The organism is Erwinia sp. 1181_3 (assembly GCF_052824965.1).
In genome coordinates, this window is the sequence record NZ_VTDE01000001.1 from 578632 (window position 1) to 604961 (window position 26330).

The window sequence follows — 26330 nt, forward strand, 5'->3', positions numbered from 1 at the left end:
CAGGCTCCGCTAATTGTTATTATTTTAAAAGCGAGAGATAGTAGGTTGGATAAAATATTTAATCAAGAAGTTATCGGGGTGAATAAGACGTTTATATTCTGCGTTAAATATTAACGCAGAATAGTGTTAAGACAGGAAATTAAATAAAGAAGTCTTTGCGCAATACTTTCACTCTCTACACAATTCACTCACAATTATTCTAACTACGTTCAATCTTTTTCGCTGCATCATCCAGCGCATCAATAATCGCGAACAGCGACTGCTGCGAGATCCCGTCCTGCGACAGGCGAACATTGAGCGCCGTTTTCATATTATGGATGGCACGTTCCACATCCGGCAGACTGCGGTTGTTCACCAGCACTGCCAGCGTGGACAGTCGCTGAATGATGCTGACCAGTACCGCAGCGTGCTGCTGCAACTGCTCGGTCCCTTTCTCTTCCAGACGATAGGCTTTACGTGTCGCCTGACCATCCACTACCGCGATGCACTCCATCTCCTCCAGCAGCTGGAGATTGGGGTAAATAATGCCCGGACTGGGGCTGTACTCCCCTTTCGACAGCTCCTCAACGGCTTTGATTAACTCATAACCATGCGCGGCGTTGTGGCTGAGGAAATGCAGCAGAAGCAGCCGGATATCGCTGGCATCGAGTATTTTTTCCCGACGTTTTCTGCGGTGGCCGGCACGTGCTGCGCCATCGGGATGCCACACGGGCGGCTCCGTTTTCACGTTACTTCTGATGCCAGTAAGCAACGGCGCGCACGAAGGTCGCGTCACAGCCACGCTGTTCGATAAAGTAATCACTCAGCTTTTTCACAAACTCCGCTTCGCCGGTCAGCCAGATAAAGTAATCCTCTGTCGGAAGCTGAATGCCGTTGAATGTCTCAATCAGTGCAGCCAGATTCTCTGTTTTCATGGCACCGCTGCCGACCCAGGTTGCATCCACGCCGTTCAGACCGTCCAGATAGGTCTGCCCGACGACCTCATCCACATAGGCGAACAGACTGAGCCGCTGACCGCGAAGGGTTTCCTTACGGCGTTTAAATGCTGGCAACCCGCTTTCATCGCAGACATACAGCTGGAAGGCATAGTCTTCCGGCACCACCAGAGAACCACGCGGCCCGCCAATCGCTAAGGCATCACCGGGCTGTGCCTGGGCGGCCCAGTCACTGGCCACGCCGCCGTCATGAATATAGAAATCGAGGGTCAGCGTTTTGGCTACGCCATCAAAGAACAGCGGTGTGTAGTCGCGGGAAACGGGCCGTGCGCCCTCTTTCCACACCACGCCGTCTTCGGTCACTTCCGGTAGATGTAGCGTACCGCTGCTGGCATCGGGGAAAAAAACTTTGATGTGGTCATCGAAGCCCGGAGAGATAAAGCCCGCGAGATCTTCACCGCTAAATTCGATACGCCAGAAACTGTCGGCCACGTTGGTTTTCGCGGTGACCGTCAGCTGGCGGAAACGCAGTTCATTACGTACGCGCTGTGGCGCACGGTTTGCTTTAGGAGAGTCAGTCAACGTGCTTGTCCTCATTAGGATATGAAATCAGGAATCATTCTCATTCGAGGTAAAATATATCTATGATATATCTTAAGCGCAACATAGACTGACCTCATAATGCGTAAAAAAAGAGGCAATTTGTGCGCTATTGTTGCTCTGGCTGTGGGCGATACTTCCACAACCAGCGGCCGCTGTTCATTCGATGGTAGAAGAACCCCCCACGGATCATCCAGTCCAGCACCATGCCCAGCCAGATCCCCACGACGCCGAAGCCCAGCACAATGCCCAGCAGGTATCCAGCCACGATACGTCCGCCCCACATGCTCAACAGAGACACCCACATGGTGTAACGCGCATCGCGTGCCCCTTTCAATCCCGCGGGCAGCACCCATGATGCCGCCCAGAACGGCATAAACGCCGCATTGAGCCAGACCAGCATTTTCACCACATGGATAACTTCCGGGTCCTGGGTGTAAAACTGTGCCAGCAGCCCGGCAAAAGGCACCGTCAGCAGCGCCAGCAGGCACAGACCAATACTCGACAGCCCGAAAATAAAGCGCAGCAGGCGCTCCGGCTGGCCCAGTTGACCGCGCCCCAGACGGGTACCGACAATGATGGTCGACGCGGAGCCAAGCGCATTACCTGGCAGGTTAATCAGTGACACAATGGAGAAGGCGATAAAGTTACCGGCGATGACATCGGTCCCCATTCCGGCGACAAAAATCTGGGTTAACAGCTTGCCGCCGTTAAACAGAACCGATTCAATGCTGGCCGGAACGCCAATGCCGAGCACTTCGCGCAGAATACTCATATTCAGACGGGTGAAATAGCTTCTTAGCGAAATTTTCAACGCCGGAACAAAACCTATCACCAGCACGTAAATCACCGCTGCCGCACCGATATAGCGCGAGATCGTCAGTCCCAGACCGGCCCCGACAAACCCCAGCCCATGCCAGGAGAAACAGCCGTAGATCAGTACACTACTGATGATGATATTGAGTATGTTCATCCCGCCGTTGATCAACATCGGGATTTTGGTGTTTCCGGCACCACGTAACGCCCCGCAGCCAATCAGGGCGATGGCTGCCGCCGGGTAACTCCAGGCGGTGACTTGCAGGTAGGAGAGCGCCAACGCTTTGACTTCCGGCTCTGCTTTACCCGCAATCAGATCGATGATCTGCGGGCCAACAAACTCGATCGCCAGCGCCAGCAGAACGGCAAAAATCGTCATGATGATCAGCGACTGACGCGCGGCGGCCACCGCTCGTTCCCGGTTCAGCTTACCGAGGCTGAACGCCACCACCACCGTTGTGCCGAGGTCGATAGCGGCGAAAAAGGAGATCACGACAATATTAAAACTATCGGCCAGCCCGACCCCGGCCATCGCCTCTTTGCCCAGCCAGCTGACCAGGAAAGTACTCAGCACCCCCATCAGCAAGACGCATAAATTCTCAAAAAAGATCGGCACCGCTAACGGGGTGATTTCACGCCAGAAGAGTACGCGGAAGGAACGTCTTTTAGGATACCAGTCCGTACGTTGTATCGCTTGCTGCAATGAAACACGAAGGTTTTGCAAGATTGTTCCCGCTTTTCTCTGGGAAAGAAATATACGCTAACCAGATGATGGTAAAAGACATGACATTATGCAAAGTCTTTTTATGTTTCAAATTGCAGAAACAAAGAGATACCTGCATGAGGCATCTCTTTAACGTTACAACAGCGGTTGCTGCAACAGTTTTTCCAGTACCGACAGCGGCGCATTTTGCGGATTTTTCATCCCGGAAATCGGCAGTAAAAAGGTCTGCTCCAGCATAAACTGGCCACTCATTGCCGCGTGGGGCGTCTGGTCAGCAAAACAGACCCAACTGCTGCCCGGCGGCAGCGTCAGCGCCACCTGTGGCCCCTGTTCCTGATAATGCCTGTCCGCTTTCATCGCATCATGCAGTCTGAGCATCATATGGTCGTATCCGGTGCGTCGGGATTTGGTCATGCCCAGGCGATGCTGTAGCCAGCTTCCCAGCGGGGAATACCCTTTCAAATGTGACATAAATCGCTGTGCCAGCACCGGAAAAGGTTCGCCAACACGCCACTCACGGCTTTCACCGTGCGGATTAATATTGGTGAAAATACGCAGAATACGCTCGCCCTGGATGGGACGTGAAGGGAACGCATCCACATGCAGGCGACTGTCATCCTTACGCCAGGAACTGGCATCACGCCAGGCGGTGACCGGATGCAGGCGCAGAGTATTTGACGGGGAGTGCACCGCGTGGCGGTACTCCGGTAGCAGCGCGTCGAGCAGTTGCAGGCAATGCTGATAATAGCGCGACAGTAACGCGGTCACCTCAGGAGCTTTATCCTGCTGCGCAATGCCCCGCACCTGACTTTTTTGCGGATTAAAGCTGATATTTTTACGTTTGGGGTCCACCAGCGCTGGCGTCAATAAAGCCAGCTCTTCCGGCAGCAGCGTAAAGGTCAGGTGAGGCATAAACAGGACATTGCCCTGCTCAAGTGACTCGAGAGCATTGCTATCGTGCTGTGGTTGATTCCAGCCGGTCAGCGGAAGTGTGTGGATCACCCGATCCCGGGATAACGTGTGTTCAGACATGTTATATCCTTATTGTCTGTCAAAAATGAGGTCAGTTCGGCGACCATTATATTCTGCGACATCAATTTTAATTAAACACGGGCTAAACCATAAGGCAGTGTGAAAGGAGGGTGCAGAGCGAAAGATGCGGCTGCGTTTTATTGCTACACTGCGCATTCAAAAACAGGAGTGAACTATGAGAGCCCGTTCCGTAACGCTGGAAGACGTCGCCAGTGCTGCCGGTGTGTCTTATCAGACCGTCTCCCGGGTGCTGAATCATTCGAGCCAGGTGGCAGAGCAGACCCGTATGCGGGTGGAAGCGGCGATGCAGGCGCTGAATTATGTGCCTAACCGGGTGGCGCAGCAGCTGGCGGGGAAAAATACCCGTACACTCGGCCTTGCCACCAGCGATCTCGCGCTGCTGGCACCGGCACAGATTGCCTCGGCGATCCAGCAGCGTACCAGCCAGCTGGGTTATCATCTGGTGATCGCGATGGCGGGCAGCGGCGGCGCGCAGCAGGCGGTCAGCGATCTGTTATCCCAGCGAGTCGATGCGCTGCTTATCAATGTGCCGCTTGAGGCGCAGGCCGCGCAACAGATTGAACGCATGGCAGCCTCCCTGCCCTGCCTGTTCTTAGATGTGGCGGAAGATGCCGATGTTGCCGCCTGCACCTTCAGCGCGCATACCGGTGCACGTCAGGGTGCAGAACATCTGCTGCAACTGGGGCACCGCCATATTGCCCTGCTTAACGGCCCGGCAGATTCGGTCGCGGCACGCGCACGCCGCGCGGTCTGGACTGAGGTATTGCAAGAGCATCAGCTGGCACCCTGCAACCAGTTAGAGGGCGACTGGAGTGCTCAATCAGGATTTAAGGCTGTGATGCAACTGGCCGGGCAGGAGATGCCCTCTGCCCTGTTGGTCGCTAACGATCAGATGGCACTGGGCGCAATGCAGGCACTGCATCAGATGGGCGTAGCCGTGCCCGCAGAGATGTCGGTGGTCGGTTATGATGATACGGCAGACAGTGCCTGGTATCAGCCACCGTTAACCACGGTGCGTCAGGATTTGCGTCAGTTGGGCGAACACAGCGTACAGTGGCTGACCCGCCAACTGGAGCAGCCCGGCAGTGAAACAGGATTACCCCCGTTTGCAACGTCCCTCGTGGTGCGAGCCAGCACTGCTGCCCCCCGTTACGCGCAGCGTACGCCTCATCCGGTGGCAGAGGAGTTACGCCGTCTGGCACAACAGTTGGATAATGACGTACCATAAAAAAAGCCGGGCATCTCTGCCCGGCTCACTCTATTCACTGATGTCACCACAGGCTATTACGCTTTTGGTTCGCCCAGTGATTTCAATTTTTTCGACAGATCGCGACGTTCTTTCGACAGGTCGGCATTTTTGATGATGTAGTCATCAACGCGATCTTCGTAGTCGCTACGCATGCTGGCGATAATTTCCTGAATGGCTTCGACGCTCATCCCTGGCTTGATGTACTCACCGAGGTTATCGAGCAACAGCACACGCTTCTGGTTATCACGGATTTTCTTTTCATTATCGTGAATTTCACGTTGCAGCTTGTTCTTACGACGGAACATACGCACGAACTCCAGTACGTCCTGAAATGATTGCTTTGCATTTTCCATGAAGACACCTTTCATTTGGGCCTGTGCAAACAGGCATCATTGTCGTGGCTATCAGCTTAACGGCGGGCCGCTGCCGATGGCAATTTTAAACTTACAGAACTGCGCTGTCCCCATCTTACCCTGAACCGAGTCAGCTCGCAGTAAGTTGTTGCTGAATCATTCTATTTTCGCAACGCGAGTCGGATAAGTTCGGTCAGTCTTTCCAACTGACTGGCCATTTCCAGACTGAGCCAGACATAACCGTGAATAGGCGTTTCCACCAGTTCGTCGCTGTCTGACTCGGCAATCAGCTGCCGCAGTTCCCGGGTGATTTCCGCCAGCTCTTCGCTGTTGGCGGCAATTTTCCCGGTATCCCCTTCGACAATCACCTTTGACAGTGCGCGCAGGGTATTTTCGGTCATTTGCTGGGTACGCCGCAGCGCCGGCGCGTTGAGCATAATCAGATGACTCTGACGGGAAGCCCACCAGGCATTGAGCTGGAGTTCCAGCGTGCAAACCAGATTACGGTTCAGCGTCTGGATACCTTCAAACACCGAACGCGGCGTACGTGTTTCCTTGCTGGAGGGTTCGATCAACGCACGCATTTTAATCACGTTAGTTAACAGACGCTGTAACGGGCGTGACAGACGCGGCTTCTCGACGAGGTTGGAGGAAAAGCCAGCGTGATACACCCGCGCGGTCTCCAGCAGCAAATCGGAAAGCTGAATGCGCCAGTGAGTATAGGCTTTCTGCGGATAGATACTGGTAAACAGTAGCGCCAGCAGCGAACCGAGGATCACATCGCCCCCACGCCACAGCGCGGTGGTCATATCGCCCGGAATGCCGCCACAGATCACGGCCAGAGTGATGCCGATCAGCAACGCCATATAAGGGTGCTTACCCAGCGTCAGAAAACCACTGATAAACATCACCGCCGCACACCACACCAGCATGACCGGCATAGAGATCAGTTCCAGTTTGAGCGCAATCAACCCGGAGATTGAACCAAAGATGGTACCGCCAATACGCTGAACCGCACGGGGGAAGACGTTGCCCCACGAGGAGATCGGCCCCATCACCACCACCAGCGTGATAAGCGGCCAGCTGCCTTCCGGGATCTCCATTATGCGCACCAGCAGGAACGTCAGGATAAATGCCAGAGCGATACGCACACCGTGGACGATGCGGTAATTACGGTACAGGCTGAACTCAAAGGCCGACAGCGGCTTGTCCGGTCGCAAAGGTAGCTCCGAAAGAAGAAAGAATCAGCGGGACATCATACCTGAAGCAGGCTCAGGTAACAGGCGAACGAGGGATGTTTTCCCCCGTTTTCTCGCTCATTTCACTGCATTAAGCAGCAGAAAACACTGAGATTACCGCACTGATACAACCCGTTAATCGGCCATTTTCTTCTTGCGGATGTCATTCACATTTCGACAACAAAACAGAGTGTGCTAAAGGCTGCGTTTAACCAGCGGAACGCAGATCAGGAACTCCCAAATACCGCTTTGCGATCCGTCATTCAGATAGTGATCAAAACAGGGCCCTTCTGCACGCTGATAGCCACTGTTCGGCAACCACTCGTCGTAAAAGGCCAGCCAGGGGGTTGAAAAATCGCCGTCGTTGACGGTGACTTTCGCCACGCCATAGGTGCCACCGGGAAGAGAACGCAGTTCAACCCCTTCACTGCCCAGCGGCAAAACGTAGCCATCAGGCACACTGATACCGGTATCAATACGCAACTGTTCGGGGGGGACGATCTCGGGGTTATCGTAATAGATCGCCAGCCAGTCTCCTGCCAACTGATGACGTTCCACCCATTCGCTCAAACGGGCAAAGCCTTGCGGCGCGGTGTCCTGCCAGGGACCGACCAGACGAAAGGCGGCTACATTTTTCGCCTCAAGATGCTTAATCTCGACCTGCATGGTTCTCTCCTCAATGAATTAACCACTGTATAAATAACCATTAAAATCGATTTTTACCAGGCATCTTTCGTTGAAGAGAAATGATTTGTGAGGCGCTGCACAGAGTGGAGGGATGGCCGGGTCATGTTTTTATGCCCGGCCCGCGCAGAGTGAGATTATAACTTCTGTTTGATGTAGTCGCTGATGCGGGTGATAAGCCCCGCCTGCTCAATCGGTTGCAACGCCACCAGCGGGTAGCTGGCCAGCGTTTTGTCCCCTTCGACCAGTTGGATAGTGCCCACCTGTTCATGCAGTTTAATCGGGGCTTCCAGGTCTTTGCGGTCAATCACATACCGGGCTTTCACTTTCTGCACTTGATCACGCGGCAGTGCCAGGAATACATCTTTCTCGCTGCCCAGAGAAACGCGGTGCGGGTTACCGTACCAGACGTTTTCATGGCCAATCTCTTTGCCGGCGTGGAACAGCTGGATGGTATCGAACTGGCTCTGGCCCCAGGTCAGCAGTTTACGCGCCTGCTCTTCCCGCCCTTTAGAACTTTTTCCGCCCATGATCACGGCAATCAGGCGGCGCTGCCCGTCAACACTGGAGGCGATAATATTGAAGCCCGCGCTTTCGGTATGACCGGTTTTCAGCCCATCAACATGCAGTGTTTTATCCCACAGCAGGCCGTTGCGGTTCTGCTGAGTAATGCCATTCCAGGTGAGCGATTTCTCACTGTACATCTGGTAGAAGTCCTGCTCACCGCTAATGATGGCGCGCGATAGCGTGGCCAGATCGCGTGCCGTGGTGAACTGCCCTGGTGCATCCAGTCCATGCACAGTTTCAAAGTGGGTATTGCTCAGCCCCAGTTTATCCACGTACTGATTCATCATGGTGACGAAATTCGCCTGACTGCCGGCCACATAGTCAGCCAGTGCAACACAGGCATCGTTACCGGAATCAATAATCACCCCCCGGCTGAGGTCGCGTACTGAGATTTTCTCCCCCGGTTTAATGAACATCAGTGACGATCCTTTAAATACCGGGTTACCGGCTCCCCAGGCATCGTTACCCACGGTCACCATGTCGTCACGGGTGATGCGCTTTTTATCAATGGCGCGATCCACCACATAGCCGGTCATCAGCTTGGTGAGGCTGGCCGGGTTGCGGCGTTCGTCCGGATTCCCGGAAGTGAGGATTTGTCCGGTGGTGGCATCCATCAGCACCCAGGAGGCGGCATCAATCGCCGGAGCGGTCATCGGGAATGCCAGTGCATCCCCGGCAGGCTGGCCTTCGGCACAGACGGCGGTACTCAGGGCCATAACCACACAGAAACTTGCAAGCTGATGCTTTTTCAACGCTCAATCCTCAACATAGACACAATAAAAAACTGCGCATGTTGTACGGGATCCGTGATGTCTTTGCGTGACTAAATTGCAAGAAAATATGAATAAATCAGGGAATTAAAAATATACTCTGTGAAAAGCCGATTTGCACAGCGGCAATGGACGCCCTGCCACTTCATGCCTGTCTGGATATGGTTTACTATGGGACATAAGCCAATGCGGGAAGGTTCACATCAAGGATCAGGCACTGCGTTTTTAGAAAGTTAACAAACAGAAGTGGACAGCGAAACAGTGAAAGACAAAGCCAACCAACCCACCTTCCTTTTCCACGATTACGAGACCTTCGGTAAAAGCCCCTCGCTGGACCGCCCTGCGCAGTTTGCGGGCATCCGTACCGATATGGATTTCAACATCCTGGGCGAGCCCGAGGTATTTTACTGTCAGCCTGCGGATGACTATCTGCCACAGCCGGAAGCCGTGATGATCACCGGCATCACGCCGCAAATTGCGCGTGCTCGCGGTGTCAGTGAAGCGGAATTTACCCGCCGTATTCATCAGTTGTTCAGCGAACCTAACACCTGTGTGGTGGGCTATAACAATGTGCGCTTTGACGATGAGGTCAGCCGCAATCTGTTCTATCGTAACTTTTACGATCCCTACGCCTGGAGCTGGCAGTACGGCAACAGCCGCTGGGACCTGCTGGATGTGATGCGTGCCTGCTATGCCTTGCGCCCGGAAGGCATCGAATGGCCTGAAAACGAGGACGGCTTCCCCAGCTTCCGCCTTGAACACCTGACCAAAGCCAACGGTGTTGCCCATGAAAACGCCCACGATGCGATGTCGGATGTTTATGCCACCATTGCGATGGCAAAACGGGTCAAGGAGAAGCAGCCACGCCTGTATGACTTCCTGTTCAGCCACCGTAATAAGCAAAAAATCAGCGCGCTGGTTGATATTCCGCAGATGAAACCCCTGGTGCATATTTCCGGCATGTTTGGCGCGGCTCGCGGTAACACCAGCTGGATTGCCCCGCTGGCCTGGCATCCCGATAATCGCAATGCCCTGATCACCTGCGATCTGGGCGGTGATATGACCCCCCTACTCACCCTGAGCGCCGATGAACTGCGTGAGCGGTTGTATACCCCGCGCAGTGAGCTGGGTGATGCCGCCCCGGTACCGCTGAAGCTGGTTCATATTAACAAGTGCCCGGTAGTTGCCCCGGCGAATACCCTTCGTCCGGAAGATGCGGAACGCATTGGGATTGACCGTCAGCGCTGCCTGGATAATCTCACCCTGCTGCGTCAACACCCTGAGGTACGCGAGAAAGTAGTAGCGCTGTATGCCGATGCCGAACCGTTCAAAGCCTCCAAAGATGTGGATGCCCAGATTTATAACGGCTTCTTTAGCGATGCCGACCGCAATGCGATGAATATTATTCGTCAGACCGTGCCGGAGAATCTTCCGGCGCTGGATTTAGCATTCAATGATGCACGCATTGAGAAGTTACTGTTCCGCTATCGCGCACGTAACTTCCCCGGCACGCTGGATGATGCCGAGCAGAAACGCTGGCTGCAGCATCGTCGCGAAGTGCTGCATCCTGAGCGGGTGCAGAATTATATTCAGGAACTGGAAATGTTGTTTAATCAGTACGAAGGGGAACAGGCGAAGCTGGATCAGCTGAAAGCGCTGTTTGAGTACGCGCGGGAGCTGGTGTCCTGATATGAAAAGGGCGGACCCAACAGCGGCCCGCCCTCACAGAGAATGATGCACCCACGAGGGTTTACATCAAATCTTCACTGCACTGTGGCACCGGATTACGGAAGCTGCGGGTGACAAAGGCCAGATACAGCAGACCAATCGCGGCCCAGACCAGGCCCAGCACCATGGAGCTCTCTTCCAGATTCACCCACAGTGCACCCACTGTCAGTGCACCCATCAGCGGCAGCACAAGGAACTTGAAGTTATCTTTCAAGGTCTTGTTACGCTTCTCACGGATCCAGAACTGAGAAATCACCGACAGGTTAACGAAGGTAAACGCCACCAGCGCACCAAAGTTAATCAGCGCCGTTGCCGTCACCAGATCGAAGGTGATTGAGGAGAGTGCGATCACCCCGACCAGCAGCACGTTCAGTGCTGGCGTACGCCATTTCGGATGGATATAACCGAAGAAACGTACCGGGAATACCCCATCACGGCCCATCACATACATCAGACGTGACACGCCCGCATGCGCCGCCATACCAGAAGCCAGTACCGTCACGCAGGAGAAGATCAGGATACCGAACTGGAAGGCTTTACCTGCCACATACAGCATAATTTCCGGCTGTGATGCGTCCGGATCTTTAAAGCGCGAGATATCCGGGAAATACAACTGCAGGAAATAGGACACCACAATAAAGATGACGCCGCCAATCAGTGCGGTGAGGAAGATCGCTTTCGGGATAACGCGCTCTGCATCTTTGGTCTCTTCCGACAGTGAACTGATACCGTCAAAGCCAAGGAAGGAGAAACAGAGTATCGTCGCGCCAGTGATCATCGGCACCACATTGGCATTTTCTGACCAGAACGGTTTGCTGCTGACCAGCGTGCCTGCGCCTTCACCGTGCGCCACACCCCAGACAACCATCGCCATGATCGCCACCATCACCACTACCTGCAGCACAACAATTACACTGTTAAAGTTGGCAACGGTTTTAATACCTTTGAGGTTGGAGAGGGTCATAAAGCCCACCAGCAAGATCACAAAGATCCACGATGGAATGCCAGGGACCAGTGCTTCCCAGTATATTTTCGCCAGCAGGATATTGATCATCGGCATAAACAGATAATCAAGTAGCGAAGACCAGCCGACCATAAAGCCGACGTGCGGGCTGATCGCTTTCTGCGCATAGGTATAGGCCGATCCCGCAGACGGGAAACGACGAACCAACTGGCCGTAGCTCAGTGCGGTAAACAGAATAGCAATCAGCGCAAAGGCGTACGCGGTCGCGACGTGGCCATCTGTCAGGCCAGAAACAATGCCAAACGTATCAAATAAAGTCATTGGCTGCATATAAGCCAGACCCATCATCACAACAGGCAGTAACGTCAGCGTTTTTTTCAGTTTTGCACGCGGCTGGGCGGCTGAATTGAGCGTATCAAACGACATGATTTAGCCTCCCCACAGCATCAACCGTTCTGGGTTGAACCACAGGGGAGCTATGCATCGTGCGATAGCTTTTCGAAAGAGGATACTGGGAAGAACAGGCAGGCGTGAAGGTATCACCTGCTGTGGCGCCGTAGTCATCGCGCTGACGGATCCCAGCAGACGCTGGAGTAAGATGGTGAAGCCCCATGTTTGTTTCCTCAATAAAACACGTCAAAGTGTATTTAAAAGCGAATATCTATCCGGTTCTGGACCGGCCTCTTTAAAATGCGAAAGTTGTGTTGCCTGCTGACCGACAGATAAAAAAATACCGCCGCCAGGAAATTAAGCGTCGGTTTACAGGTATCATTTTGCAGGGCGCACATTCTGCACCAAAGTAAGGCGCAATGACAAGCCCCTAAGAGTTTCAGTTACAATTTATTGAAACAAAGAGAGTAAGCCGGGCGTGACAGTCACACCCGGTACAGGGATTTTCAGGCATTTTTCAGCATCCAGTCAATCTCCGTGGTGGTGATCAACCGTTCAAACTGCATCAGTTCATGGTGCTTACACTGATGCCAGACAAAACCAAAACGCGTGCCCAATAATGCCTGTATCTGATGGCTTTGCTCAAAGGCATTCAGCGCATCGCTTTGGCGGATCGGCAGCGGGTTCCCTTCCGCTTCGTGTCCGTTACCTTTGACCGCAGGAGGTAAAGGTAATTGATTGTCCAGCCCATGTAATATGCCTGCCAGAATGGCCGCCATCACCAGATAAGGATTAGCGTCCGCCCCGGCGACACGATATTCCACGCGATGGTTTTGCTGATCGCCACAGGGGATGCGCAGGGCCACGGTGCGGTTGTTATGGCCCCACGATGCCTGAAGCGGAACGAACGCCTCCGGCAGAAAACGGCGATAAGCGTTCACATTTGGGGCCAGCAGCGCCATTGATGCAGGCATCAGGTCAATCATGCCCGCCAGCGCGCGCTTCAGCAGCGGCGAATCGCTGCCATCGTCATTGGCAAAAGCATTATGATCGGCCGCATCCAGCATGCTGATATGCACGTGCATGCCACTGCCCGCATAGGCCTCGTAAGGTTTTGCCATAAAGGTGGCATTCATCCCGTGCTGCTCGGCAACCTGGCGCACCAGGCGTTTTAGCTGTACAGCATGATCGCAGGCATTGAGCACATGGCGGGTGTGATGCAAGTTGATTTCAAACTGCCCCGGTGACGCTTCCGCCAGCGCACCGTCAGCCGGTATCCCTTGTAAATGCGCCAGGGAATCGATATCACCCAGTACCGCTGAGAAATGGTCAAGATTATCGACAGAATAGACCTGGCTCTGCATGCTGCGTTCGTCGCTGCCCGGCGCACACGGTGGCTGAATATCGCCTTCCGCATCACGCTGCTTGTCGACCAGATAGAACTCCAGCTCTACCGCTACCACCGGAAACAAACCTCGATTGCGCAGTCGCTGCCAGAGGTGATTGAGTACGTTTCGGGGTTCAACGTCAAAGGGAGTGCCATCTTGATTACACATAGTCAGCAGAACCTGTGCCAGATGGTGCGGGTCCGCCGCAGAGGGGGTTAAGGTGCCTTCAACCGGCATGCAAAGGTTATCGGGTTCGCCCAGCGCCTGGCCGAGTCCAGCCTCTTCAACGGTATTGCCCAGAATATCCATGGCGAAGACCGATGCCGGGAAGTAGCAACCCTTATCAAGTTTTGTCAGACTGGCGATGGGGATACGTTTACCGCGAAACACCCCATTTAAATCATTAAGAAGAATATCGGCATACTGCGTTTCAGGATGGCGTTCCAGATAAGCTTTCACTTCATTCTGGAACGCGCTGGTTCGTTTTTCTTCACTGTGCCGCGTGAAGTCTTCAACTTCGACAATATTGGTCATCGCATCACCTTTTCAGGTTGTTGAATACTGCTCAAAATAACAGCCACCCTCTTAACATAGCGCCAACACAAAAAGTGTGCAAATGTAACTATCCGCTTTATATTTGCGCTTATTGCGTTTGAATATTAAGCACCTGATTGCTAGATTGAAAATATATTGCACAGTTTTCGGCCATTTCTGGCTCGAATGGTTGATATATTGACCAGCATGAGGAGGGATTGATGGGCATTATTTTTGACAAGCCGTTGATTGGCGTGGTGATGTGCCAAACCGATATTGGCGGCCACCCGACGCAGATGGTGCATAACAAATACCTCGATGCCATCTTCTCTCAAGGCGGTATCCCGCTCGCCCTGCCCCACGGACTGATGGCCGCTCCTCAGCGGTTAGAGAATGCAATGGCCGTTCTGGATGGCATTCTGCTGACCGGCAGCCCCAGCAATATTGAACCCCACCACTACGGCGAGAGCGGCAAAGAAGTTCTCGCCGATCCCGGCCGCGATACGCTCTCCTTTGCCCTGATCCGCTATGCGCTGGACCACCAGATGCCGTTGCTGGCGATTTGTCGCGGCTTACAGGAGCTGGTGGTGGCCACCGGCGGTACGCTGCACCGTCGGTTACATCAGGTTGAGGGCCTTCAGGAGCATCGTGAGGACGAGGAACTGTCACTGGACCAGCAATATGCCCCGGCGCATGAAGTCTGGGTGGAACCGGGAGGCTTGCTGGCACCGCTGGTGAATCATTGTGAAAAATTTTGGGTCAACTCCCTGCACCAGCAGGGTATTCGTTCGCCGGGTGATGCCTTGCGCATTGAGGCGCGTGCCGGAGACGGGCTGATCGAGGCTGTCAGCCATCGCCAGCACCCGTTTGCCCTGGCGGTCCAGTGGCATCCTGAATGGCACAGCGACAGCTCGGCGCTTTCACGTCAGCTGTTTGAGGGCTTCCTCACCGCCTGCGTGGCATCAAAAAAGGACGCACAGCAATGAGTGAAACCACGCTGGCGCCCGGACGGCGTTTATCCGAAATCCGGCAACAGATGGGATTGTCCCAGCGTCGCGTGGCGGAGCTTTCCGGGCTGACGCACAGCGCCATCAGTACGATTGAACAGGATAAAGTCAGCCCGGCCGTCAGCACGCTGCAAAAACTTCTCAAGGTATACGGCCTGTCGCTGTCCGAGTTTTTTGCCGAAAAAGTGCAGGATGAACCGCCAAAGGTGGTGATCGATGCCCATGAGCTGATCGATATCGGCAGTCAGGGCGTATCGCTGCGTCTGATCCACAACGGCAATCCTCAGCGTACGCTGGCAATGCTGCTGGAAACCTACGAACCCGGTGCCACCACCGGCGAAAAAATCCGCCATCAGGGAGAAGAGACCGGCACGCTGCTGGAAGGCGAAATCATCCTGACGATCAGCGGCCAGCACTACGCACTTCACGCCGGGCAGAGCTATGTGATCGATACCGGCAAACCGCACAGCTTTACCAATTCATCCACGCGGCCCTGCCGTATTATCAGTGCACATACTCCGGCCACATTCTGACGGCCAGAGGCGATGCTGTTTCCGGTCGCCTCTGAGCCAGTGATTAAGGGAGAAGGTATGGAACATATCAACAGCTATTATGCCGCCACCACAAACCCACACGATCCCTGGCCAGTGCTGGAAGGGGATATCCAGTGCGATGTCTGCATCATTGGCGGGGGCTTTACCGGGCTGTCGTCTGCTCTGTTCCTTACCGAGGCGGGCTACGATGTCGTACTGCTGGAGGCGGCCCGGGTGGGCTTCGGTGCCAGCGGGCGCAATGGCGGCCAGGTGGTTAACTCTTACAGCCGTGATGTTGATGTTATTGAACAACGTTACGGCAAAGAGACGGCACGTCTGCTCGGCAGCATGATGTTTGAAGGAGCAACGATCATTCGCGATCGCATCGATCGCTATGCGATTCGCTGTGATTATCGTCCGGGCAGTATTTTCGCCGCGTTGAATAACCGCCAGATGCAGCATCTGACATCGCAACACCAGCTATGGCAGCGCTATGGCAATCACGACGTCGAACTGCTGGACCAGAGTGGCATCCGACGAGAAGTGGGCACTGAACGCTATGTCGGCGGGCTGCTGGATAAACGTGGCGGCCATATTCACCCGCTGAATCTGGCGTTGGGTGAGGCCGAGGCCATCCGCCGCCACGGCGGGCGTATTTATGAAAACTCTGCCGTGACCGCCGTACAATATGGCACCCCGCATCGGGTGCGTACCGGGCGCGGTGAGGTCAGCGCACGTTTTGTCATCTTTGCCGGTAATGCCTATCTCGCGCCGCATCTTGAACCGCGGCTGGCGAAAAAAAGCCTGCCCTGTGGTTCGCAAATTATTGCCACCGAACCCCTGTCCGCGGATCAGGCCCTGTCGCTGCTGCCCAACCATCGCTGCGTGGAGGACTGTAACTATCTGCTGGATTACTTCCGCCTGACAGCGGATAACCGCCTGTTGTACGGGGGCGGCGTGATCTACGGGGCGCGCGATCCAGGTGATATCGATGCTCTTATCCGCCCGAAACTACTGAAGACCTTCCCGCAGCTGGCTGGCGTGAAGTTTGACTATGCGTGGAGCGGTAATTTCCTGCTGACCCTGTCACGGATGCCACAGTTTGGGCGCCTGGAGAACGGCGTTTACTACATGCAGGGTGACAGCGGACACGGGGTGACCTGCACCCATCTGGCTGGAAAGTTAATTGCTGAGGCAATGCGCGGAGATGCCGAGCGCTTCGATGCGTTTGCCCGACTACCGCACCTGCCCTTCCCTGGCGGTCGTCGCCTTCGCGTGCCGTTAACCGCCATTGGTGCGGCGTGGTATGCATTACGAGACCGACTGGGCGTGTAACCGGGCCGGGCATCAGCACGGGGCGACCGGAAAAAGGGTCCCCCACTGCGACAACCCCTTGTTGATTATGACAATGGCATCCTGGCAGGATCGGGATAACGGTACTCGAACCCCAGCTCGCGACAGATTTTACTGCCATCGATCAGCTTGCCACTGTTTTTATCATGGTCCGCCAGGAAGGTTGGCGGCGTCAGCCCTAACTGCCGCGCAACCTGCGGGTAAAACTGATTACGCGCCGGGTGCTGCGGGGCACTGAGATTATAGATATGCCCGCCTTTCGGCGTCTGCAACAGCAGGCTAATCGCCGCAATCACATCGTCCAGGTGCACAAGGTTGACCCCCTGGTTACCATTGGCGATATCGGTTTTTCCGGCGAGAAAACGTCCGGGATGGCGATGTGGGCCAACCAGTCCGGCAAGACGTAAGATATCCACTGAGGTGTTCGGCAGATTATGCAGCCAGTTCTCCAGCGTCTGTAGCGTCTGTCCGGCCACGCTGACCGGGTCCAGCTCGCTGCTCTCTTTAGTGATACCGCTATGATCGCCGTAAACCGAGGTTGAACTGGTAAAGATAATCCGTGGCACGTTAAACGCCAGCGCACTGTCTACCAGTTGCTGTACAGACAGCAGATAATTTTCGCCCCCGGCCGCCGTCCGGCTGGCCGGTAGTGTCACCACCAGCGCATCCACGCTGAGTAACGCCTCAAGATCGTCTGCATCGCAGTTCAGTTCCGGTGTCAATTCAAGAAGATAACAGTCAATGCCGCTTCCTCGCGCAGCATTAACGCCATCAGGCGTGGTTTTGGTGCCGGTGACCTGCCAGCCCGCGCCCGCCAGCGACATGGCCAGTGGCATACCTAACCATCCCAGGCCGACAATTGCGACTCGTTTCATCCCTCAACTCCTGTTGTTAATGCCGATCGTGCAGACCGCTATCTTATCAGGCTACGCCAGCGCTCAGTCAGTGACAACCGACAGTTGATAAGAGAATTTTTCAACATTTACAAAAAAGTGTTGCGCCACGCGTCCATTCTCGTTAGGTTATTTGTCACGTAATGAATATCCATTCATCCAAGAGAATTTTATGACACGCGTTCAGTTCAATCACCATCATCACCATCACCCTGACTAGTCTTTCAGGCGATGTGTGCTGGAAGACGATCAGGATCTTCCAGTGGTGCAGAACGCAAACTCAGCCCCCGGAAGATCGCCTTCCGGGGGCTTTTTTTATGCCCTGAGATCAGAAGAACGCGGATACACCATACAGACAGGAAAAGGATAAGAACCCATGTTAGATAACACCCGTTTACGCATAGCTATGCAGAAATCTGGCCGTTTAAGCGATGAATCACGCGAATTGCTCGCGCGCTGCGGTATTAAAATCAACCTCCAGCAGCAGCGCCTGATCGCCTTCGCCGAAAACATGCCGATTGATATTCTGCGGGTGCGCGATGACGATATTCCGGGCCTGGTGATGGATGGCGTGGTCGATCTGGGGATTATCGGTGAGAACGTGCTGGAGGAAGAGCTGCTGACCCGCCGTGCTCAGGGCGAAGATCCCCGTTACTTCACGCTGCGCCGCCTCGACTTCGGTGGCTGTCGCCTGTCACTGGCGATGTCCGTTGATGACGAATATACCGGTCCACAGTGTTTACAAAACACCCGCATTGCCACCTCTTATCCGCACTTGCTGAAAAAGTACCTGGACAAGCAGGGCGTCAACTTCAAATCCTGCCTGCTGAACGGTTCCGTCGAAGTCGCCCCGCGCGCCGGCCTGGCCGATGCGATCTGCGACCTGGTCTCGACCGGCGCCACGCTGGAAGCCAACGGTCTGCGTGAAGTGGAAGTGATCTACCGCTCTAAAGCCTGCCTGATCCAGCGCGATGGCGAGATGCCTGCCGCCAAACAGGAGCTGATCGACAAACTGATGACCCGTATCCAGGGTGTGATTCAGGCGCGTGAATCCAAATACATCATGCTGCACGCACCGAGCGAACGCCTGGACGATATCATCGCCCTGCTACCGGGTGCTGAGCGCCCAACCCTGCTGCCGCTGGCCGGTGATAAGAGCCGCGTAGCGATGCACATGGTCAGCACTGAAACCCTGTTCTGGGAAACGATGGAAAAACTGAAAGCCCTGGGTGCCAGTTCCATTCTGGTACTGCCCATTGAGAAGATGATGGAGTAATTCGATGGCGACCCTGATGACCCCCATTGCCTGGCAGGATTGCAGTGCCGAACAGCAGCAGGCCCTGCTGCTTCGCCCGGCGCTTGGCGCCTCTGACAGCATCAGTGCCACCGTGCGCGGCATTCTCGACAAGGTTTCGAGTGAAGGTGACGATGCGTTGCGTTATTACAGCGCCACCTTCGATAAAACTCAGGTTGATGCACTGCGCGTCAGCGAACAGCAGATCACCGATGCCTGTGCGCGATTGGGTGATGAGATCAAGCAGGCGATGGCTGTTGCGGTCGCCAATATTGATACCTTCCATCAGGCACAGCAACTGCCGCCGGTGGATATCGAAACACAACCCGGCGTGCGCTGCCAGCAGGTCACGCGCCCGATAGCGTCAGTCGGCCTCTATATTCCGGGTGGCACGGCTCCGCTGTTCTCCACGGTACTGATGCTGGCTACCCCGGCGCGTATCGCAGGCTGTGGCCGAGTGGTGCTCTGCTCTCCACCACCGATTGCCGATGAAATCCTTTATGCTGCACGGCTGTGTGGCGTGCAGGAAGTGTTCCAGGTTGGCGGGGCGCAGGCGATTGCCGCCCTCGCCTTCGGGACAGAATCCGTGCCTAAGGTGGATAAAATTTTTGGTCCAGGCAATGCGTATGTCACCGAGGCCAAACGTCAGGTGAGCCAGCGCATGGACGGCGCGGCGATTGATATGCCTGCTGGCCCGTCTGAAGTGCTGGTGATTGCCGATGAAGGGGCCACGCCGGACTTCGTGGCCTCTGATCTGCTGTCACAGGCGGAACACGGCCCGGATTCGCAGGTGATCCTGCTGACGCCTTCGCAAACCATGGCCGTGGCGGTCGCCGAAGCCGTTGAACGCCAGCTCGCTGAACTGCCTCGTGCGGCCACGGCCGCAAAAGCCCTGGAAAGCAGTCGCCTGATTGTGATGCGCGATCTGCAACAGTGCGTTGAAGTCAGCAACCGTTACGGGCCTGAGCACCTGATCATTCAGACACGCCAGGCACGCGACCTGGTCGACAGCATCACCAGTGCCGGCTCCGTGTTTCTCGGTGACTGGTCACCGGAATCCGCCGGTGACTATGCCTCGGGAACCAACCACGTCCTGCCAACCTACGGTTATACCGCTACCTGCTCCAGCCTGGGGCTGGCGGATTTCCAGAAGCGTATGACCGTGCAGGAACTGACAAAGCAGGGCTTTATGGGGCTGGCGGCCACCATTGAAACTCTCGCCGCTGCCGAGCAACTGACTGCCCACAAAAATGCCGTGACCCTGCGCGTAGCCGCACTGAAGGAGAAGCCATGAGCAGCAAGATTGAAGATCTGGCCCGTGCTAATGTGCGTGCCCTGACGCCCTACCAGTCGGCACGCCGTCTGGGGGGCAACGGTGATGTCTGGCTGAACGCCAATGAATACCCGCTGGCGGTGCCGTTTGAGCTCAGCCAGCAGACCCTGAATCGCTACCCGGAATGTCAGCCTAAGTTAGTAATTGAGCGTTACGCGGCCTATGCGGGACTGACGCCGGAGCAGGTGCTGGTAAGCCGCGGTGCCGATGAAGGCATCGAACTGTTAATGCGCGCCTTCTGTGAACCGGGCAAAGATGCCGTGTTGTTCTGCCCGCCGACCTACGGTATGTACAGCGTCAGCGCTGAAACCATCGGTATTGAATACCGTACGGTAGAAGCACGCGAAGACTGGCAACTGAACTTGCCCGCCATTGCTGGCCAGTTAGACAATGTAAAGCTGGTGTATGTGTGCAGCCCGAACAACCCGACCGGAAATCTGATCAACCCGGACGATATTCGCCAGCTGCTGGAGATGACGCGTGGCAAAGCGCTGGTCGTCGCCGACGAAGCCTATATTGAGTTCTGCCCTTCAGCCTCACTCGCTGGCTGGCTGAAGGATTACCCGCACCTGGTGGTGCTGCGTACGCTGTCTAAAGCGTTTGCGCTGGCAGGGCTGCGCTGTGGTTTCACTCTCGCCAACGCCGATGTCATTGCGCTGCTGATGAAAGTGATCGCCCCTTACCCGCTCTCTACGCCTGTGGCGGATATTGCGGGTCAGGCACTGAGCGAGCAGGGCATTGCACTGATGCGCCAGCATGTGAGCGAGCTGGTCGCCACCCGGGAAAAGCTGATTGCCGATCTGCGTACGTTAGACTGCGTTGAGCAGGTGTTTGAGAGCGATACCAACTATATTCTGGCGCGCTTCTCCGCCTCAAGTCAGGTATTTAAGACCTTGTGGGATCAGGGCATTATTTTGCGCGATCAGAACAAACAGCCTGGTCTGGCGGGCTGTCTGCGCATCTCTATTGGCACCCGCGAAGAGTGTGAACGCGCAGTGGCCGCACTAACATTATTACCCGGTTCATCCGTATCTCAGGAGCAAGCATGAGTCAGAAAGTCCTTTTTATCGATCGCGATGGCACCCTCATTTCTGAGCCGCCAGAAGATTTTCAGGTAGACCGCATGGATAAACTGGCCTTCGAGCCTGACGTCATCCCTGCCCTGCTGTCGTTACAGAAAGCGGGCTATCAGCTGGTGATGATCACCAATCAGGATGGCCTGGGGACCAGCAGCTTCCCGCAGGACGATTTCGACGGTCCGCATAATCTGATGATGCAAATCCTCCGTTCGCAGGGCGTGAACTTTAGCGACATTCTGATTTGCCCACATAAGCCGGAAGATCACTGCGACTGCCGTAAGCCAAAAACAAAAATGGTGGAAGCCTGGCTGGCGGAAGGCGCACTGGATATCGCCAACAGCTATGTGATTGGTGACCGCGCAACTGACGTGCAGCTGGCGCAGAACATGGGCATCACCGGTCTGCTGTACAGCAAAGACCTGAACTGGAACGCGATTGAACAGCAGCTGACGAAGCGTGACCGTTATGCGCTGGTGCAACGCAACACCAAAGAGACGCAGATTAAAGTCGAAGTGTGGCTGGATCGCGAAGGCGACAGCAAAATTAATACCGGCGTGGGTTTCTTTGACCATATGCTCGATCAAATCTCTACCCACGGCGGCTTCCGCATGAACATCGACGTGAAAGGCGATCTCTATATTGACGATCACCACACCGTGGAAGATACCGGGCTGGCGCTGGGTGAAGCCCTGCTGAAAGCGCTGGGTGACAAACGTGGCATCGGTCGTTTCGGTTTCGTGCTGCCAATGGACGAATGCCTGGCACGCTGCGCACTGGATATCTCCGGTCGTCCGCACCTCGAATATAAAGCGGAGTTCAGCTATCAGCGCGTTGGCGATCTGAGCACCGAGATGGTGGAACACTTCTTCAGCTCACTCTCTTACACCATGGCCAGCACCCTGCACCTGCGCACCAAAGGCAAAAATGACCATCACCGCGTTGAAAGCTTGTTTAAAGCCTTCGGCCGCACGCTGCGTCAGGCGATCCGCGTGGAGGGAAATACCCTGCCAAGTTCGAAAGGAGTGCTCTGATGGATGTGGTGATCCTCGATACCGGCTGCGCCAACCTGTCCTCCGTTAAGTGGGCGGTACAGCGTCTTGGCTATGATCCGGTAGTCAGTAAAGAAGCGGATATCGTGCTGAACGCCGACAAACTGTTTCTGCCCGGCGTGGGCACCGCCCAGGCCGCGATGGATCAGCTGCGTGAACGCGAACTGATCGCGCTGATTAAAGCCTGTACCCAACCGGTACTGGGTATCTGCCTCGGTATGCAACTGCTGGGCAGCGGTAGCGACGAGAGCGGCGGCGTACCCACGCTGAATATCATCGACCAGCCTGTGCAGCGCATGAAAGATCACGGCCTGCCGCTGCCACATATGGGATGGAATCAGATCACCTCGCAAGCGGGTAACCACCTGTTTCGCGGTATTGAAGACGGTGCCTATTTCTACTTCGTGCACGGCTACGCCATGCCGGTCAATGAATACACCATTGCCCAGTGCAATTATGGCGAAGCCTTTACCGCCGCCGTGCAGAAAGATAATTTCTTTGGCGTGCAGTTCCACCCGGAGCGTTCCGGTGCCGCTGGCGCGCAGCTGCTGAAAAACTTCCTGGAGATGTAACCGGCATGATTATCCCGGCATTAGATTTAATTGATGGCAAGGTGGTGCGTCTGCATCAGGGCGATTACGGCCAGCAACGCGACTACGGCAGCGACCCGCTGCCGCGCTTACAGGATTATGAAGCACAGGGTGCGCAGGTGCTGCATCTGGTCGATCTGACCGGGGCAAAAGATCCGGCCGCACGTCAGATCCCCCTGCTGACCAAACTGCTGGCAGGCGTCACCGTTCCGGTCCAGGTGGGCGGTGGTATCCGCACTAAAGAGGATGTGGACGCACTGTTAAAGGCGGGTGCCACACGCGTAGTGGTGGGGTCTACGGCGGTGAAACAGCCGGAAGAAGTGCAGCAGTGGTTTAAACAATACGGCGCGGAAGCGATTGTGCTGGCGCTGGACGTACGCATTGATGCCAGTAACCGTAAAGAAGTGGCGATCAGCGGCTGGCAGGAAGCCAGCGGCATCACGCTGGAAGAAGTGATTGAGCAGTTTTTGCCCTTCGGCCTGAAACACGTGCTGTGCACGGATATTTCACGCGATGGCACACTCAGTGGCTCTAACGTTGAACTGTATCGCGAAGTGTCTGCCCGCTACCCGAGCATTGCTTTCCAGTCCTCCGGCGGCATCGGCTCTCTGGACGATATTGCCGCCCTGCGCGGCTGTGGCGCTCGGGGCGTGATCGTGGGTCGCGCTCTGCTGGAAGATAAATTCACCGCATCGGAGGCTATTTCATGCTGGCAAAACGGATAATCCCTTGCCTGGACGTACGTGACGGCCAGGTCGTGAAAGGCGTGCAGTTCCGCAACCACGAAATCATCGGCGATATCGTGCCGCTGGCGCAGCGCTATGCGCAGGAAGGGGCCGACGAACTGGTGTTTTATGATATCACCGCATCCAGTGATGGCCGTGTGGTGGATAAAAGCTGGATCTCACGCGTGGCAGAAGTGATTGATATTCCTTTCTGCGTGGCTGGGGGCATTAAGTCGGTTGAAGATGCCGCCCTGCTGCTCTCGTTCGGCGCGGATAAGATTTCGATTAATTCCCCGGCGCTTGCCGATCCTTCCCTTATCACCCGCCTGGCCGATCGCTTTGGCGTGCAGTGCATTGTGGTGGGCATCGATACCTGGTTTGACAGCGAAAGCGGCAAGTACCATGTGAATCAGTACACCGGCGATGAAAGCCGGACCAAAGTCACCACGTGGGAAACCCTCGACTGGGTGGAAGAAGTGCAGAAGCGTGGTGCGGGTGAGATTGTGCTGAACATGATGAACCAGGATGGCGTGCGCAATGGTTACGACCTGGTACAACTGCAAAAAGTACGCGCACGCTGTAAAGTACCGCTGATTGCTTCCGGCGGCGCGGGCACCATGGAGCATTTCCATGAAGCCTTCCGCGATGCTGACGTTGATGGCGCACTGGCAGCTTCAGTGTTCCATAAACAGATTATTAATATCGGTGAGCTGAAAAGCTACCTGATTGAAAAAGGTGTGGAGATTCGCGCGTGTTAACAGAACAACAACTGTCCCAGCTTGACTGGGTGAAAACCGACGGCATGATGCCCGCTATCGTCCAGCACGCGGTGTCTGGTGAAGTGCTGATGCATGGGTATATGAATCAGGAAGCACTGGCGAAGACGCTGGAGATTGGCAAAGTGACCTTCTGGTCACGCACCAAACAGCGCCTGTGGACGAAAGGCGAATCCTCGGAGCACTTTCTGAATGTGGTCAGCATCACGCCAGACTGCGATAACGATACGCTGCTGGTGCTGGTCCACCCGGTCGGCCCAACCTGCCATCGTGGCACCACAAGCTGTTTCTCGCCCGCAGCGACAGACTGGACTTTCCTCTATCAACTGGAGCAGGTCCTGGCCGAGCGTAAACACGCTGACCCAAAAAGTTCCTATACTGCAAGCCTGTACGCCAGCGGCACTAAGCGCATTGCACAGAAAGTCGGTGAGGAAGGCGTGGAAGTGGCACTGGCTGCCACCGTCAACGACCGTCATGAGCTGACCAATGAAGCCTCTGATTTGGTCTATCATCTGCTGGTTCTGCTACAGGACCAGGATCTGAACCTGTCAACGGTGATTGAGAACCTGCGTCAGCGTCATAAGTAAGCCCCTCTCATTATCAGGCCGGGTTATGCCCGGCCTGCACCCTATTCTGCTCTCATCCTCAAACGATAATCAGCGACCACATTACGCCCGATAACAATCGCTGAACCTGCAATCGCGCCCAAAATGGCGGCCAGCAACAGCACTAACGATTTTCTAGGATTGACAGGTGCCGCAGGTAAGTCGGGTTGAGTGATGTACGTGAAGGGTTGTAACTTTTCAGCGTCAGGCTTCAACTGTGAGAGTGCCAGGAGCTGAGTTTGTGTATCGAAATACTGTTTATCGAGCACGAGAGGCTTGTTGGCCTCATTAGCAATCATCGCACTTAGCGCATGGGTACCCAGCAGATATAACGTATCATCCGACAGGTTCTCCACCTGAGTCAGTTGAGAACTGGAAATATTCGAATCTTCCGCAATCTTCAACGCATAGCGAATAACCTCAATACGATGCGCATTACGCTGCTGCGCGATTTTTTTCTGCGCTTCCAGCGATGCGGTCAGTTCGCTTTGCTTTGCAATAAGGTTAGTTTTGATTTCAGCGAGATAATCATTCAACAGTGTGGTATTGACCTGCTGAATGTAGCTTGAAAGCTGCTCTTGCGCGTGATTGGCGGAATCGGCCGTTAGTGAGATGCTCAAGGGATAGCTGAGGGCTTTGTCTACGGCTTTAATATCGACTAAGTTTGATGCGGCAAGCGAAGCACTAAAGCGATTGAAAAGCGTTTGCTGGAGGATATCCGGAGAGAACTGTCCAGGTTTACTCTGAGTGTTGTTACCATTGTTATCAGCATCATTTAGTGCATAGACTTGATTTAAAATACCACTGTAATAGACCATCTGGCCGATATCAGGTTGCGTCAGGATGGCCATTGACGTCCATTTAGATTTAACTGAAGCAAGGTATATCCCCGCGCCAATCAGGCTAACAACTATCAGTGCAATGATGATCCATTTACCTTTCCATAACTGGAAAAAAATGTCCAACAGGTCCAGTTCATCATGCTTTACAGATTCAAATTGCTCAAAGTTTATTGTGTTTTTTTTGCTCATCATGACTCAACTTAAAAAATTGGTATCGTTTTTATGGTTATGCGAATAAAAGATAGTCGAGCAGTTGGC

Annotated in this window: 26 protein-coding genes and 1 other annotated feature; of the genes, 14 read left to right on the forward strand and 12 right to left on the reverse strand. The window is 54.8% G+C overall.

Features of this window, described 5'->3' with window-relative positions:
* Positions 1-199 precede the first annotated feature (199 nt).
* The 4 genes from FY046_RS02690 to FY046_RS02705 all read right to left on the reverse strand — a co-directional run bounded on the left by FY046_RS02690 (position 200) and on the right by FY046_RS02705 (position 4107).
* Positions 200-727: a PadR family transcriptional regulator gene (locus FY046_RS02690; protein WP_446185727.1), complete on the reverse strand. Its 528-nt coding sequence runs from the start codon at positions 725-727 to the stop codon at positions 200-202.
* 1 nt (position 728) lies between these two features.
* Positions 729-1532, reverse strand: a complete 804-nt coding sequence (locus tag FY046_RS02695; RefSeq protein WP_171149142.1) for a siderophore-interacting protein — start codon at positions 1530-1532, stop codon at positions 729-731.
* A gap of 112 nt (positions 1533-1644) precedes the next feature.
* Positions 1645-3075: an EmmdR/YeeO family multidrug/toxin efflux MATE transporter gene (locus FY046_RS02700; RefSeq protein ID WP_133841573.1), complete on the reverse strand. Its 1431-nt coding sequence runs from the start codon at positions 3073-3075 to the stop codon at positions 1645-1647.
* A gap of 135 nt (positions 3076-3210) precedes the next feature.
* A complete protein-coding gene (locus FY046_RS02705; RefSeq protein ID WP_133841572.1) occupies positions 3211-4107 on the reverse strand; it encodes a Kdo hydroxylase family protein in 897 nt (298 codons plus the stop codon).
* Positions 4108-4282: 175 nt separating this feature from the next.
* Here FY046_RS02705 and FY046_RS02710 point away from each other — a divergent pair, with 175 nt between their 5' ends.
* Entirely contained in the window at positions 4283-5356 is a 1074-nt protein-coding gene (locus FY046_RS02710; RefSeq protein ID WP_446185728.1) for a LacI family DNA-binding transcriptional regulator, read from the forward strand.
* Between the two features lie 56 nt (positions 5357-5412).
* Here the strand turns inward: FY046_RS02710 and FY046_RS02715 are convergent, their stop codons facing one another.
* The 4 genes from FY046_RS02715 to dacD form a co-directional block, all read right to left on the reverse strand.
* Positions 5413-5730 (reverse strand): DUF496 family protein, encoded by a 318-nt coding sequence (locus tag FY046_RS02715; protein WP_133841570.1) that lies wholly within the window; start codon positions 5728-5730, stop codon positions 5413-5415.
* Between the two features lie 161 nt (positions 5731-5891).
* Positions 5892-6950: an FUSC family protein gene (locus FY046_RS02720; protein ID WP_159336346.1), complete on the reverse strand. Its 1059-nt coding sequence runs from the start codon at positions 6948-6950 to the stop codon at positions 5892-5894.
* 213 nt (positions 6951-7163) lie between these two features.
* The gene (gene sbmC, locus FY046_RS02725) at positions 7164-7634 is read right to left on the reverse strand and encodes a DNA gyrase inhibitor SbmC (RefSeq protein WP_133841568.1); all 471 of its coding nucleotides are present in this window, start codon (positions 7632-7634) and stop codon (positions 7164-7166) included.
* A 155-nt stretch (positions 7635-7789) separates the two neighbouring features.
* Positions 7790-8935, reverse strand: coding sequence for a serine-type D-Ala-D-Ala carboxypeptidase DacD (dacD, locus tag FY046_RS02730; protein WP_159336695.1), 1146 nt, complete (start codon positions 8933-8935; stop codon positions 7790-7792).
* A gap of 315 nt (positions 8936-9250) precedes the next feature.
* On the opposite strand from dacD, the gene sbcB reads away from it, so the two are divergent.
* Entirely contained in the window at positions 9251-10678 is a 1428-nt protein-coding gene (sbcB, locus tag FY046_RS02735; protein ID WP_171149155.1) for an exodeoxyribonuclease I, read from the forward strand.
* Positions 10679-10739: 61 nt separating this feature from the next.
* Here sbcB and FY046_RS02740 read toward each other — a convergent pair whose 3' ends face one another.
* Positions 10740-12107 (reverse strand): APC family permease, encoded by a 1368-nt coding sequence (locus FY046_RS02740; RefSeq protein ID WP_133841564.1) that lies wholly within the window; start codon positions 12105-12107, stop codon positions 10740-10742.
* Between the two features lie 470 nt (positions 12108-12577).
* Positions 12578-13993: a glutamine synthetase family protein gene (locus FY046_RS02745; RefSeq protein ID WP_167863655.1), complete on the reverse strand. Its 1416-nt coding sequence runs from the start codon at positions 13991-13993 to the stop codon at positions 12578-12580.
* Between the two features lie 221 nt (positions 13994-14214).
* On the opposite strand from FY046_RS02745, the gene puuD reads away from it, so the two are divergent.
* The 3 genes from puuD to FY046_RS02760 are packed head-to-tail and all read left to right on the forward strand — an operon-like array spanning position 14215 to position 16868.
* Positions 14215-14979, forward strand: coding sequence for a gamma-glutamyl-gamma-aminobutyrate hydrolase (gene puuD, locus FY046_RS02750; protein ID WP_446185729.1), 765 nt, complete (start codon positions 14215-14217; stop codon positions 14977-14979).
* Positions 14976-15533, forward strand: a complete 558-nt coding sequence (gene puuR / locus FY046_RS02755) for an HTH-type transcriptional regulator PuuR (RefSeq protein ID WP_133841560.1) — start codon at positions 14976-14978, stop codon at positions 15531-15533. Before puuD ends, puuR begins: the two co-directional genes overlap by 4 nt.
* A 57-nt stretch (positions 15534-15590) precedes the next feature.
* Positions 15591-16868, forward strand: coding sequence for an NAD(P)/FAD-dependent oxidoreductase (locus FY046_RS02760; RefSeq protein ID WP_133841559.1), 1278 nt, complete (start codon positions 15591-15593; stop codon positions 16866-16868).
* 65 nt (positions 16869-16933) lie between these two features.
* On the opposite strand, the gene FY046_RS02765 is transcribed toward FY046_RS02760, so the two are convergent.
* A complete protein-coding gene (locus FY046_RS02765) occupies positions 16934-17761 on the reverse strand; it encodes an SDR family oxidoreductase (RefSeq protein WP_133841558.1) in 828 nt (275 codons plus the stop codon).
* 190 nt (positions 17762-17951) lie between these two features.
* Between FY046_RS02765 and hisL the strand changes: the two genes are divergently transcribed.
* The 9 genes from hisL (at position 17952) to hisIE (ending at position 25212) form a co-directional block, all read left to right on the forward strand.
* Positions 17952-17999 (forward strand): his operon leader peptide, encoded by a 48-nt coding sequence (hisL, locus tag FY046_RS02770; RefSeq protein ID WP_100396937.1) that lies wholly within the window; start codon positions 17952-17954, stop codon positions 17997-17999.
* Positions 17975-18097, forward strand: a sequence feature (His leader region). It overlaps the preceding gene by 25 nt.
* Positions 18098-18155: 58 nt before the next feature.
* Positions 18156-19055, forward strand: a complete 900-nt coding sequence (gene hisG / locus FY046_RS02775) for an ATP phosphoribosyltransferase (RefSeq protein WP_133841557.1) — start codon at positions 18156-18158, stop codon at positions 19053-19055.
* Between the two features lie 4 nt (positions 19056-19059).
* The gene (gene hisD / locus FY046_RS02780) at positions 19060-20367 is read left to right on the forward strand and encodes a histidinol dehydrogenase (protein ID WP_133841556.1); all 1308 of its coding nucleotides are present in this window, start codon (positions 19060-19062) and stop codon (positions 20365-20367) included.
* The gene (hisC, locus tag FY046_RS02785; RefSeq protein WP_133841555.1) at positions 20364-21455 is read left to right on the forward strand and encodes a histidinol-phosphate transaminase; all 1092 of its coding nucleotides are present in this window, start codon (positions 20364-20366) and stop codon (positions 21453-21455) included. The genes hisD and hisC overlap by 4 nt, the downstream gene beginning before the upstream one ends.
* Positions 21452-22516 carry a bifunctional histidinol-phosphatase/imidazoleglycerol-phosphate dehydratase HisB gene (gene hisB, locus FY046_RS02790; RefSeq protein ID WP_133841554.1) on the forward strand — a complete coding sequence of 355 codons (1065 nt, stop codon included), beginning with the start codon at positions 21452-21454 and terminating at the stop codon, positions 22514-22516. Before hisC ends, hisB begins: the two co-directional genes overlap by 4 nt.
* A complete protein-coding gene (gene hisH, locus FY046_RS02795) occupies positions 22516-23106 on the forward strand; it encodes an imidazole glycerol phosphate synthase subunit HisH (protein ID WP_133841553.1) in 591 nt (196 codons plus the stop codon). Before hisB ends, hisH begins: the two co-directional genes overlap by 1 nt.
* A 5-nt stretch (positions 23107-23111) precedes the next feature.
* Positions 23112-23849, forward strand: a complete 738-nt coding sequence (hisA, locus tag FY046_RS02800) for a 1-(5-phosphoribosyl)-5-[(5-phosphoribosylamino)methylideneamino]imidazole-4-carboxamide isomerase (protein ID WP_159336341.1) — start codon at positions 23112-23114, stop codon at positions 23847-23849.
* Positions 23831-24607 (forward strand): imidazole glycerol phosphate synthase subunit HisF, encoded by a 777-nt coding sequence (gene hisF / locus FY046_RS02805; RefSeq protein WP_133841551.1) that lies wholly within the window; start codon positions 23831-23833, stop codon positions 24605-24607. The genes hisA and hisF overlap by 19 nt, the downstream gene beginning before the upstream one ends.
* The gene (hisIE, locus tag FY046_RS02810) at positions 24601-25212 is read left to right on the forward strand and encodes a bifunctional phosphoribosyl-AMP cyclohydrolase/phosphoribosyl-ATP diphosphatase HisIE (protein WP_159336340.1); all 612 of its coding nucleotides are present in this window, start codon (positions 24601-24603) and stop codon (positions 25210-25212) included. Before hisF ends, hisIE begins: the two co-directional genes overlap by 7 nt.
* A 41-nt stretch (positions 25213-25253) precedes the next feature.
* Here hisIE and FY046_RS02815 read toward each other — a convergent pair whose 3' ends face one another.
* Positions 25254-26264, reverse strand: a complete 1011-nt coding sequence (locus FY046_RS02815; protein ID WP_446185730.1) for a Wzz/FepE/Etk N-terminal domain-containing protein — start codon at positions 26262-26264, stop codon at positions 25254-25256.
* Positions 26265-26330 lie beyond the last annotated feature (66 nt).